The sequence below is a fragment of the Acinetobacter sp. ANC 4862 genome (assembly GCF_004336635.1).
Classification (GTDB): Bacteria; Pseudomonadota; Gammaproteobacteria; order Pseudomonadales; family Moraxellaceae; genus Acinetobacter.
The window spans coordinates 16073-29158 of sequence record NZ_SJXH01000025.1 but is presented as its reverse complement, the minus strand read 5'-3'; the positions used below and the strand labels follow the sequence as shown (position 1 = coordinate 29158).

The 13086-nt window shown below is 40.5% G+C and carries 10 protein-coding genes; 5 read left to right on the top strand and 5 right to left on the bottom strand.

The annotated features are described in order from the left end of the window. Window positions 1-2: 2 nt before the first annotated feature. The 4 genes from iscA (at window position 3) to fdx (ending at window position 3201) form a co-directional block, all read left to right on the top strand. The gene (gene iscA, locus E0409_RS11265; RefSeq protein WP_067724655.1) at window positions 3-323 is read left to right on the top strand and encodes an iron-sulfur cluster assembly protein IscA; all 321 of its coding nucleotides are present in this window, start codon (window positions 3-5) and stop codon (window positions 321-323) included. Between the two features lie 109 nt (window positions 324-432). Then, window positions 433-948, top strand: a complete 516-nt coding sequence (gene hscB, locus E0409_RS11260; protein ID WP_067724653.1) for a Fe-S protein assembly co-chaperone HscB — start codon at window positions 433-435, stop codon at window positions 946-948. Between the two features lie 38 nt (window positions 949-986). Beyond that, entirely contained in the window at window positions 987-2849 is a 1863-nt protein-coding gene (hscA, locus tag E0409_RS11255) for a Fe-S protein assembly chaperone HscA (protein WP_131290926.1), read from the top strand. Between the two features lie 13 nt (window positions 2850-2862). Next, window positions 2863-3201 carry an ISC system 2Fe-2S type ferredoxin gene (fdx, locus tag E0409_RS11250; protein WP_067724649.1) on the top strand — a complete coding sequence of 113 codons (339 nt, stop codon included), beginning with the start codon at window positions 2863-2865 and terminating at the stop codon, window positions 3199-3201. A gap of 83 nt (window positions 3202-3284) precedes the next feature. Here the strand turns inward: fdx and E0409_RS11245 are convergent, their stop codons facing one another. The 5 genes from E0409_RS11245 to aspA form a co-directional block, all read right to left on the bottom strand. Beyond that, window positions 3285-4688: an adenylate/guanylate cyclase domain-containing protein gene (locus E0409_RS11245; RefSeq protein ID WP_131290973.1), complete on the bottom strand. Its 1404-nt coding sequence runs from the start codon at window positions 4686-4688 to the stop codon at window positions 3285-3287. A gap of 124 nt (window positions 4689-4812) precedes the next feature. Beyond that, window positions 4813-5247: an HIT domain-containing protein gene (locus E0409_RS11240; protein ID WP_067865690.1), complete on the bottom strand. Its 435-nt coding sequence runs from the start codon at window positions 5245-5247 to the stop codon at window positions 4813-4815. Between the two features lie 233 nt (window positions 5248-5480). After that, window positions 5481-8939 carry a transcription-repair coupling factor gene (mfd, locus tag E0409_RS11235; protein ID WP_131290924.1) on the bottom strand — a complete coding sequence of 1153 codons (3459 nt, stop codon included), beginning with the start codon at window positions 8937-8939 and terminating at the stop codon, window positions 5481-5483. 135 nt (window positions 8940-9074) lie between these two features. Beyond that, complete coding sequence (locus E0409_RS11230) at window positions 9075-9446, bottom strand: hypothetical protein (protein WP_131290921.1); 372 nt, start codon at window positions 9444-9446, stop codon at window positions 9075-9077. Between the two features lie 136 nt (window positions 9447-9582). After that, the gene (aspA, locus tag E0409_RS11225) at window positions 9583-11031 is read right to left on the bottom strand and encodes an aspartate ammonia-lyase (RefSeq protein ID WP_131290971.1); all 1449 of its coding nucleotides are present in this window, start codon (window positions 11029-11031) and stop codon (window positions 9583-9585) included. Between the two features lie 462 nt (window positions 11032-11493). On the opposite strand from aspA, the gene putP reads away from it, so the two are divergent. Then, window positions 11494-13029, top strand: a complete 1536-nt coding sequence (gene putP / locus E0409_RS11220) for a sodium/proline symporter PutP (RefSeq protein WP_131290919.1) — start codon at window positions 11494-11496, stop codon at window positions 13027-13029. The last annotated feature ends 57 nt before the right edge of the window (window positions 13030-13086 follow it).

Genomic DNA, 13086 nt, shown 5'->3' with positions numbered 1-13086 from the left:
TCATGATTCATTTAACTGAAAATGCTGCAACTCATATCAGCAATTACTTAAAAAATCGCGGTAAGGGTGAAGGCATTCGCGTTGGCGTGAAAACTTCAGGCTGTTCTGGTTTGGCCTATGTACTCGAATTCGTTGATGAAATTGATACACATGATCAAATTTTTGAACAGTTTGGTGTTAAGGTTTTCGTTGACCCTAAAAGCAGTGTCTATTTAGAAGGTTTAGAAATGGACTATGTGAAAAATGGCTTGAACGAAGGCTTCGAATTTAACAACCCCAATAAAAAAGGTGAATGTGGTTGCGGTGAATCTTTCACTGTTTAATCAATCCCCTTCATCCTCTTTTAAAAATTAAAACAGTGTACAATACACTGTTTTAATTACATTTATATTTGCAGTTATTTTCATAGAACTTTCGCGGATCAAATCTCCCATGAATCATTTTGAGTTGTTCAATCTTCCTGCAGCACTCGATATTGATTTAGCAGCTTTAAAAAATGAATTTTTAAAGCTGCAGCAACAATATCATCCCGATAAAGCTGAAGACAAAGATCAGGCACTGATCAAGTCAAGTGAAATCAATCAGGCATTTAAAGTTTTATCTCAAGTTGATAGTCGTGCAGGATATTTGCTTTCGTTAAAAAAACAAGATCACCTTCTAGATCAATCCATCAGCGATTTTGAATTTCTACAATCTGCGCTAGAAATTCGTGAACAGCTGGATGAAGCTCACGCTGCCGAAGACCTGATTTCACTTAAACAAGAAGTTCAACAATGGATTGACAGCTTGGTTCGTGAATTCAAAATTGACTATACTGAAGAAGATTGGGCGGAAGCGCGCGACACAGTGCGTAAGTTACGCTTCTTCCAAAAAGTCATGGCGGATATCGACAAAGCTGAAGATCGCTTTTTGGATGATGATTCTTTCGATCTTGATGATGATTTTTAATTTATTTTTACTTTTAGACGTTCAAAGGATGTAACACAATGGCTCTCTTGCAAATTGCAGAACCTGGTCAATCAAGTGCGCCCCACGAACACCGTATTGCTATTGGTATCGATTTAGGTACAACACACTCTTTAGTGGCTACGGTTTTATCAGGCAAAGCCAAAGTTCTTAACGATGAACAAGGTCGCGTGTTACTCCCGTCGATTGTGCATTATGCAGATCAGGCAACTCAATATGGTGATGAAGCAAAAGCCTTCATGACCAGCGATCCTAAAAACACCATTGTTTCTGTTAAGCGCTTTATGGGTCGTTCAAAAGCGGATATTAAATTCCAGCACCCGTATACATTGGCGGGTGAAGATCACCAAATGCCCGCTTTTGAAACCAGTCAAGGTCGTAAAACCCCTGTTGAAATTTCTGCTGAAATTTTAAAACAACTGAAAGAACGTGCTGAAGCAAGTTTAAAAAATCCAATTAATGGCGCGGTAATCACTGTGCCAGCCTATTTTGATGAAGCTCAACGTCAAGCCACCCGTGATGCTGCCCAATTAGCCGGTTTAAATGTTCTACGCTTGTTGAATGAACCGACTGCTGCTGCTGTTGCCTATGGTCTAGATCAACAAAGCAATTTAGCTTCTGACCGCAACTATGTAATTTATGATCTAGGCGGTGGTACTTTTGACGTTTCTATCTTGCGTTTTACCCAAGGTGTGTTCGAAGTTTTAGCGACGGGTGGCCATACTGCACTCGGTGGTGATGACTTAGACCGCCTCATTGTGAAATGGGCGAAGAAACAGCTTAATATTGAAACCTTGGATGATGCAGAACATGCACATCTGATGGTTGCTGCACGTCATGCCAAGGAAGCATTAACAGATTTAGAATCTGTTGAACTTCAAGCTCTCAATCAAGTTTTAACTTTAGATCGCGCAACCTTTGAAGACATTATTAAAATTGCTTTAGATAAAACCATTAGCGTATGCAAACGTGTGATGCGTGATGCCAAACTTGAACTTGACGATATTCAAAACGTGGTTCTTGTCGGTGGGTCAACCCGTTCATATGCAGTACAAAAAGCAGTTCGCGATGTGTTCAATCAAGAACCTCTATGTACTATCAATCCAGATGAAGTCGTTGCGATTGGTGCAGCCATTACTGCAGACCAGCTGATTGGCAATAGCAAAGATGGCTCATTGCTGCTGGATGTTACCCCACTCTCTTTAGGTTTAGAAACTATGGGTGGTTTGGTTGAGCGTCTCATTTCACGTAATACCGCTATCCCTGTGGCACGTCGCCAAGAGTTTACCACTTATCAAGATGGTCAAACTGCCATGTTGATTCACGTGGTACAAGGTGAACGTGATCTGGTTGAACACTGCCGCAGTTTAGGTCGTTTTGTTTTACATGGCATTCCTCCGATGACGGCTGGTCAGGCACGTATTGAAGTAACCTTTCAGGTCGATGCGGATGGCTTACTGACCGTTTCGGCAAAAGAAACCACCTCAGGCGTGCATGCGCAAATTGATATTAAGCCTTCTTATGGTTTATCCGATTCTGATACTGAACGCTTATTGATTGAAGGTTTTAAATTTGCTGAAGAAGATAAAAATCTTCGTCATTTGCAAGAAACCAAAGTTGAAGCACAACGTGAACTTGAAGCATTGGAACAGGCACTTAAAGTGGATGCTCAGCTATTAATTGCCGAACAGCTAGAGTCTTTAAATCAAGCCAAAGTTCAACTTGAAGCTCAACTTAAAACCACAGATATCAAAGCTATTGAACAGGCTGTAGAACAGCTTAAAATACACAGTGATGCTTTTGCTGCTGCACGCATGAATCAACACATTGATGCTGCCCTAAAAGGCACTAAACTTGATGACTGGTCAAACTCACCCGAATAAATAGGTAAAAATTATGCCACGTATTAAAGTTCTTCCACATGCGCAAATTTGCCCAAATGGTGCTGAGTTTGAAGTTGAACAGAATGCAAATCTTTGCGAAAGCTTATTGAAAAATGGCATCAAGATTGAGCATGCATGTGACATGTCTTGTGCATGTACCACTTGCCATGTTGTGGTTCGTAAAGGTTTTGACAGCCTTGAAGAAATGAATGATGTCGAAGCCGATTTACTTGATCGCGCTTGGGGTCTTGAGCCTGACTCACGTCTTTCCTGCCAGGTTAAAATTGTGGATGAAGACTTGGAAGTTGAAATTCCGAAATACACCATCAATCATGCATCTGAAAATCATTAATTGATTCAGGATTAAAAAAACCACGCCAAGCGTGGTTTTTTTATATTCAATTCAATAGCAACGATGCTTAGTGACTATTCATCTTAATGATATTGTTCATCTTTGTGATCTTCTATCACTTCATCTTCCAGATTCAGTTTTACCACACCTTGAGAATTGGTCATTTTTTGCTGTTTTTGTATGCGTTTAATCATTTTTTCCAAAACATTGATCAACTCTGGATATTCATAGTTTTGAACTTCATCCAGATTCAACAATAGATGAAAGCCTTTATACTCATAATCAAACCAACGCTGATAATCCGATTTACGTGAAGTATATTTTTCCATCACCTGCCAGGTTTTCACTGGATCCTGAATACCTTTAAGCTTAATCGGTGCTTTAGGTGCACACAAATAATCATTTTTAATTAAATTATAGGTATCATCTGAGATTAAAATTTCATCCACTTCTGCCGCACTTTGTAAACGCGCTGCCAAATTTGCATCACGTCCAACAATGGTATAGGCCATACGATGCGCTGCACCATAATTCCCAACGTGACAATATCCCGTACTGATCCCCATACGAATATGTAAAGCCGGATAGCCCATTTTAATCCATCGCTCTCTTAACAATTTCATTTGCTGACGCATATCAATCGCCATGTCTAAACAAGTTTTTGCATCTTGTTCAACACCTTGAGAAATAGGATCACCAAAGAAAATTAAAATCGCATCCCCCATAAACTTATCGACAGTCGCTTCATACTGTTTCGCAATTTCTGTCATATGACTTAAATAGTCATTGAGCAAGAATGCCAAGTCATCGGGAATAAGGGTTTCGGAGAGCTCGGTAAAACCTTGAATATCTGAAAAGAAAATGGTCATTTTCTTACGCTTATATTCAATTTTGGCTTCCGACTCACCCTTCATAATTGATTGCCACAATTGTACCGGTGCATAACGGCTGAGCTGGTTGGCAAACTCCATATAACGATTCATTTGCTCATAATAATAAGCTTTACGATCGGTAACATGCTGGATTTGACTACGCTGGTAAAAACTTCCCACACCAAAATAAGTGATGAGACAAATAAAGCCCAGAACGGTTAATTCACCTGTGGTTTGTTCAAAATATTCGCCAAAACCAAAAATAAAGATATTACACAGATAGAAAATTGCGATTCCAATCAAACTCGCCAATGACACCATGAGAAATGAAATTTTATTACTGATTGCAGTATATAGAAGTGCAAAAAGTGAAATAAAAGTCAGCACCAGGTTTAAATGAATGGCAGATAAAATAACTGAAATGGCAACAACATCAATGAGAAATAACAGACTGCGTTGTATTTTTGGATTATAACGGTACAGCAACCCAGTCGATAACTTCGGGGTAATCAGCAAGACAAACAATAAGAATAAAGGGACATAGATCTGATATTGCGTATCAGAAGAAGTGTAGTGATAGACGATGACGAGTAAAGACAACATGATATATCCCATCAAACGATGAAAATATTCAAATTGTCTCGGCTCTTTGCTAATCCAGTCGTCTAACACTCAATCACTCCTGGTCCCAGTATTCACAACCAAACATTCCCTGTTTGGCTTTTTAAATCGCTTTGAATTAGTCCATACGCCAATCAAATGGCATATCACCTTGACCACGTAACGCAAGCATTAAAGTTTGACGCATATGTGCAAGGACTTCATTACTATAAGGAACAGCTGGCGTTCCCCAAACTGGTTTTGGCCACGCGACGTCATTTTGGTAACGCACCACATGATGAAAATGTAATTGTGGAACCATATTTCCTAAAGCAGCAACATTCATTTTGTCTGCACGGAATACACGCGCCAACTGGCTTGATAACCAGCTAGATTCACGTAGGAATTGTTCTTGGTCAGCCTGACTTAATTCATATAATTCGCTAATACCGGGTACACGCGGAATTAATATTAGCCACGGAAATTGCATATCATTCATTAAACGACATGTTGACAGTGGAAAGTCGCCTACAAAAAAAGTATCTTGAGCAAGTTGTGGATGCAAACTAAACATATCTTTATAAATTATGCAAAATTAGAATGATGGCTAATACTATCACATCCAATGAGACGTGAATATTCTATGCAATGTGTTTCATTACAAATAAACCACTATTTGTCCTGAACACTCAAGCACAGATAAATTTAATAAATTTCCTTAAAAATTCAAGTATTTCTTTTCCATAAACTCTAAATTATGGGCAGATTAAGAAGTGAGTGCATAATATTTACACACCCACTTTCTGATTAGTGAATTTCTTTTAATAAACTCGCGAGTAAATCGGAAATAAATTGAATTCTTTTTTGATAATCTTCCAGCATCACCATGATTTTTAAACGTTGCCCTCCATCCATACGGAAAAAAGTCGGATGTTTTTGCATCATTTGAATAATGCTCATGGCTTGAACCGGGGTATCGGGTGAAAATTCAATATGACCACCATTTGAACTGATATCAACCTTGGTAATACCCAACTGCTCTGCTTTTAAGCGGAGTTGATGCACAGCAAATAATTGCTTCACAGGTTGTGGTGGCACACCAAAACGGTCAATCAACTCCATCCGAATGTTATCAAGTTTTTCTTGAGTATCGGTATTACTGATCCGTTTATAGAACATCAGACGTTGGTGTACATCACCTAAATACTCATCTGGAATCAATGCCGGCATATGTAAATTAATCTCTGCCGTTAAAGATAACGGTGCATCGAAATTCGGTGTTTTACCTTTCTGAATGGCTTTAGTCGCCTTTTCAAGCATTTCCATATACAAGCTATAACCGATCGCATGCATCGAACCACTTTGTTGCTCACCCAGCAATTCACCTGCACCACGAATTTCAAGATCCTCCGTGGCCAGCATAAAACCTGCACCCAAGTTAGATGCACGCTGAATGGCATCCAGACGTTTTTCAGCATCACCTTTTAAACCTTTAATTGAAGGTACCAATAAATAGGCATAGGCTTGATGATGCGAACGCCCAACACGTCCTCGTAATTGATGTAACTGCGCTAAACCTAACTTATCTGCACGTTCAATCAAAATGGTGTTGGCATTTGGAACATCAATTCCGGTTTCAATAATGGTTGAACAGACCAGAACATTGTATTCCTTGTGATAGAACTGCTGCATCACCTGCTCCAGTTCACGTTCACGCATTTGTCCATGCGCTACCGCTACTCGTGCTTCAGGTACCAGCTCCCGAATACTTTCAGCTGTACGTTCAATGCTCTCCACTTCATTATGCAGGAAATAAACCTGACCACCACGCAACAGTTCACGCAAAATGGCTTCTTTTATCGCGTCACTGGTGTGCTCTTGAACGAAGGTTTTGACAGCCAAACGACGTGCTGGCGGTGTGGCAATAATGGACAAATCACGCATACCGCTAAAAGCCATATTTAATGTGCGCGGGATGGGAGTTGCGGTCAAGGTCAGCATGTCAACATCGGCACGCATGGCTTTAATACGTTCTTTATCACGTACCCCAAAGCGATGTTCTTCATCGACAATCATCAAACCCAAGTTTTTAAACTGGATACTTTCCTGCAGAATTTTGTGCGTTCCAATCACAATATCGACTTTACCGTCAGCCAAGTCTTCAGTAATTTTCAGATGGGTTTTATTGGAACCAAAACGCGAAAGCACTTCAATCCGAATCGGCCAATCGGCAAAACGGTCTTTAAAGGATTCATAATGTTGCTGTGCCAGCAAGGTCGTCGGAACCAAAATCGCCACTTGTTTATTGTTTTGTACTGCTAAAAATGCAGCTCGCATCGCCACTTCAGTCTTGCCAAAACCGACATCACCACAGACCAGGCGATCCATCGGTTTCGCCAGTTGCATATCGTGCAGGGTCGCTTCAATCGCATTGGCTTGATCAAGAGTTTCCTCATAGGCAAAGCCACTGGCAAACTGCATATATGGACTTTGTTCCAGCTCAAAGCTAAAGCCGGGTTTAGCCTGTCGACGCGCCTGAATATGTAACAATTCAGCTGCGACATCGTGAATCTGTTCCAAGGCTTTACGTTTTGCCTTGTTCCAGGCATCGGTACCTAATTTATGTAAGGGCGCTAAATCAGGATCGCCACCACTATAACGGCTGATTAAATGTAAGTTGGTGACCGGAACATAGACCTTTGCTGCATCGGCATAATCCAGCTGTAAAAACTCATGATCTTGGTCATCAATACTTAAAGTGACCAAGCCCGCATAACGCCCCACGCCATAATCAATATGCACCACTGGTGCACCAATACTCAGCTCGGTTAAACTCCGAATCAGGAATTCTTCTGAAACTTCCTGCTGACGTTTACGACGGCGCTGGACGACGCGATGTTCATAGAGCTGATTTTCAGAAATCACTGTCAGGTGATTCGGAATCACCAAGCCACGATCAAGTGGCGCACTGGTAATGGCGATGGCATGTAATGATTTTCTAAATTCTGCAAAATTTTCAACATTGGGAATATCACCCAAAGTCGGACGCAAAGCATCTTTTAAGGTTTCACGGCGACCTGCACTTTCAGCCACCAACAGTACCGGATGATTGGCTGCATCAATATACTTTTTAACCGCTGAAAACGGTTTTTCTTGTTTCGGATCAACGGGTAAACGGGGTGGCAATTCGGTATTGAGATTAAGCACCCCAGTTTTATCTACAAATTCTTCTGCTGAAGCAATGATTCTGGCGAAGTGATTCAGCTGTTCCAATACCTGATTCGGTTGCAGAAATATCTCTTCTGGCGATAGAATAGGGTGATCAACATTATGGCGACGGTCTTCATAGCGTCGAACCACATCCTTCCAGAAACTGGTTAATCCATCATCCAGATGCTTATCTGTAATGACAATGCCATTCTTGGGTAAGTACGCTATCAGGGTACTTTGAGTTTGCATCGCCTCTTTAGTGAAAAATAAAGGGAAATAAAACTCTAGCCCCGGAGAAGCAATGCCTTCCAGAACATCCTGATACACCGGATTTTTCTTGGGATTTGCAGTCGGAAAACTCTCTGCATATCGGTCACGGAAAGTCGCACGTCCTTCTTTGAGCGGAAATTCTTTGGCAGGCAATACCGAAAACTGTTGTAGCGTTTGTGTGGTTCTTTGCGTTTCAGGATCAAAGAATTTTAAGCTCTCAATTTCATCATCAAACAAATCGATACGGATCGGTGAATTTTGCCCGGATGCATAAATATCCATAATGCTGCCGCGTACCGCAAATTCACCATGATCATAAACGGTATCGACCAGATGATAACCTGCTTGAATCAAGCGCAGTTTTTGCTGTTCCAGTTCAAACTTTTGACCCACTTTAATATCGAAATGTTCACCCAATACCCATGAGGTGGGTGCGACACGTTGTGCTAAAGTCGAGGCAGAAAGCAACAATACGCCCTGCTTTGGCATATTTGATAAAATGGAAAGACGTTCTGACACGATATCCTGATGCGGAGATAAACGGTCATAAGGTAAAATTTCCCAATCCGGGAAAATGGTCGGTTTTATGCCATAAAATTCCAGTTCACTTTCCAACTGACCCAAGTGCTGATTATTTTTGGCAACAATAATGAACAATTGCTTATTTTGCGTGGCAATTTCTTTAAACAATAAAGCGGCTGATGAGCCTTGTAAATTACCGACCCAGCGTTTTTCGCCTGCTTTTAATTGCTGCAGATTTAATTGGGAAATTTCTTGTTGGAACATGTATATAGCTTTTGGTCTAAATGACATGAGCTGTATCTTAACATGGGTTTTTTGTGGGTTGAGTTATTTTTATATGCAGCCCGTTTATCTATCTAAATCCTTTTAGATGTCACCTACTCAGCCTATGTTTTACAATTATTTTTCGCGTAAGAAATTGCGGTAATAGTCATTCAGCTTTTGAATAATTTGCTTTAACTGCAACAGGTTTTCTTCGGTATTACCTAAACGCACCACAAAGCGTTGACTGGCAATTTCAAGATCAATTTTTTCATTGATAATCATGGCAGTGAAATACAATGCTTTTAAATCATCAAACGTGTTTAATTTGCGATTGGAAAAATAAGATAACCGTTCTGACCATTCATTAAGAATAATGCCATCGACGATATAGCCCTGTTCTTGATTGAATTGGATATTATTTTCTTCTAGAAACACGTGTTCAGGAGATGGCTTGGAACTTTTAAACAGTCTTGAACTTGTAAATAGTCCAGCAATTTTATTCAACATACGCATTACAAATATTAAAAAACCTCCCTATTCTAACCCTGAGCGGCTTTATCTTCAGTACTATTTTCCATAAAAAAGGTAGCCGTTTAAACGGCTACCTTTCATTATAACGAAAATTAAATTTAGCCTTAGCGAATTAGCTCACTTGTGCCAACAATTCATGTGCTGCTGTCACTTCTGAAACCAAATTGTTAAAGGCAAAGATTTCATCTAACTGTTCTTGGGTCAGTAATTCCTGTTCCAAAACAATCTGTTGAATGGTTTTATTTTCAGCAATACATTGCTTGCCAATTTCATCACATTTGGCATGACCCAAAATCGGATCGAGTAAAGTGACAATGCCGACACTACGCATCACAGCATCATAACACACCTGCTCATTGGCTTGAATGCCCTGAATACATTTATTATCCAAACTCGAAATGGCTTTTGTCAGTAATTCAATCGATTCATTAATGGAAATCGCTATGACAGGTTCCATCACATTTAACTGTAATTGTCCCGCTTCCGCAGCCATGGTAACGGTTAGATCATTACCAATCACTTTATAGGCAATCTGATTCACCACTTCAGGAATCACCGGATTGATTTTGGCCGGCATAATTGATGAGCCGGCTTGCAATTCAGGTAAGCGAATTTCACCCAAACCGGTACGTGGCCCCGAACTCAATAATCGTAAGTCATTACAAATTTTTGAAAGCTTCACCGCAAGACGTTTCAGCGTACTGGATAAAATAATAAATACACCACAATCACTGGTGGCTTCCACATAGTCTTCCGCACCAATTAAATTCAATCCGGTAATTTTATTTAAAGATTGAATCGCTTCATGTGCATAGCCCGCTGGTGTATTTACCCCGGTTCCAATGGCAGTGGCACCCAAATTCACTTCCAGTAAAAGTTCACGTGTCCGTTGAATAAGTTTTATATCTTCTTTTAATAAGGTTGCAAAAGCACGAAACTCTTGTCCCAAGGTCATCGGAACTGCATCTTGTAATTGGGTACGCCCCATTTTTAAAACAAACTGAAACTCTGCAACCTTTATATGCAATGTATCAACTAGTTTTTGAATCTGAAGCAATAAATCATCCAGACTATAATATGTTGCCAAGCGCAAAGCCGTGGGATAGACATCGTTGGTCGATTGGGATTTATTGACATGATCATTCGGGTGAATATGTTCATATTGCCCCTTATGAAAACCTAAATGCTCTAATGCAATATTGGCCAATACCTCATTGGTATTCATATTAATAGACGTACCTGCTCCCCCTTGATAAACATCTAAAGGAAAAGCATGACTCCATTTTTCCGGAGATTCGATTAATTCATTACACGCCCGCTGAATCACCTGACTGACTTGTTCAGAAATTTTGCTAAATTTTAAATTGGTCTGTGCTGAAGCTTTTTTGACCTGCGCCAAAGCACGAATAAAATGATGATGATTTCCGACTTTCTGATTAGAGATTTGAAAATTCTCTAAAGCACGTACAGTATGAATGCCGTAATAACATGCTGCCGGAACTTCCTTCGCTCCCAACAAATCACGCTCTATTCTTGTATTATCGAGTTGAACCGTAGACACTTTAAATATACTCACATTTATGCACCAGAATTGTGCAATTAAAAAAATATTAAACCTTTGCGCTATTTTAAATATTGTAAAAAGATATTTATTTGGCAATGCTCTATAACCAATTACAGCAGCTTTGTAGCTAATGTAAGTATTTGTAATTTAACTTTTGCGATTCAATTTACCCGCTCTAAAAACAGAGTTTGTAAAGCTTGTCGCCTGAATATTCAATTAACCCTATGCCACATTCCCCACCTTATAAATGACATTTAGCATCATATTTATATTTATTTGATTTTATTAACTTTTCATCAATTGTATCTAAAAATACATTCTGCAACAGAACATGCGATTAATTCCCTTAGAAATGTAACAGAAGGTAATTTTGATTTTGTGTTTGAATCAACTCCTTAGCGAATATGGATAAAAATTCATCTTGGACAGATGTATTTATAAGGACATAAGGATGAGTACATGAGTCAACTGAACCCGACATTAATCACATTTATTTTTTATATTGTCGCCATGGTGGGTATTGGGCTATATGCCTATAAAGCCACCACCGACTTTTCAGATTATATTCTGGGTGGACGGAGTCTGGGCAGTGTGGTTACTGCCCTGTCTGCAGGTGCATCGGATATGAGTGGCTGGTTGCTCATGGGCTTACCTGGAGCCATTTATCTCTCTGGCTTATCCGAAGCGTGGATTGCCATTGGCCTGATTATTGGTGCATGGCTGAATTGGCTACTGGTTGCAGGTCGCTTGCGCGTGCATACCGAAGTTCAAAATAATGCCTTGACCCTGCCGGATTATTTCACCAGTCGTTTTGCTGACCGCAAACGTGTTTTACGAGTGATTTCAGCCTTAGTGATTCTGGTATTTTTCTCGATTTATTGTGCTTCCGGCATGGTTGCAGGCGCGCGACTGTTTGAAAGCATTTTTGGCTGGTCATATACCACTGCATTATGGATTAGTGCAATTGCCACCATTAGCTATGTCTGTATTGGCGGTTTTCTCGCGATTAGCTGGACCGATACTTTCCAAGCTGGATTGATGATTTTCGCCTTAATTCTCACCCCGATTATGGCTTATATGGCCATCGGTGATCATAGTCAGCAGTTGGCAACGGTAATTGAAACAGCCCGCCCGCATGCCAGTAATATGCTTTCAGGTTTAAGTACGGTCGCCATTTTATCTTCCCTGGCTTGGGGCTTAGGCTATTTTGGTCAGCCGCACATTCTGGTGCGTTTTATGGCGGCAGATTCGGTGAAAACCATTCCTGCGGCACGCCGTATTGGCATGAGCTGGATGATTTTATGTTTGGGCGGCGCAGTCGGTGCTGGTTTCATCGGGATTGCCTATTTCCAGCAGCATGCAGAACTTGCCGGCGCGGTTTCCCAGAACCCTGAAACCATTTTCATGGAACTGACCAAAATCCTGTTTAACCCATGGATTGCCGGTATTATTCTAGCCGCGATTTTAGCCGCAGTGATGAGTACGCTCAGTTGTCAGCTTTTGGTCTGTTCAAGTACCTTGACTGAAGATTTGTACAAATCATTTCTACGCAAGAATGCATCACAAAAGGAACTGGTCTGGGTAGGACGCTTTATGGTGTTAGCTATTGCTGTTCTTGCCATTGTGCTGGCAAGCAACCCAAGCAGTAAAGTACTAGGTCTGGTTGCCTATGCCTGGGCAGGTTTTGGCGCGGCATTTGGACCATTAGTTATTTTGTCCTTGTTCTGGAAACGCATGACCTTAAACGGCGCCATTATGGGTATTCTGGTGGGTGCAAGCACGGTCATTCTGTGGAAAAACATGATGGCTGATACTGGATTATATGAAATTATTCCCGGTTTCATTCTGTCATTTGTCAGCATTGTCGTGGTGAGTTTACTGGAAAAAGCACCGTCTCAAGAAGTGATTCAACGTTTTGAACAGGCAGATGAATTGTATAAAAAAGAAATGGATGAATTAAAAAGTGGAATACCGGCTCAAGCTGAAAATTCCTAATAGAACTCAGATGATTTTCACTTGAGTTTTATTGAAAGATAAGGGGCGTAAGCCCCT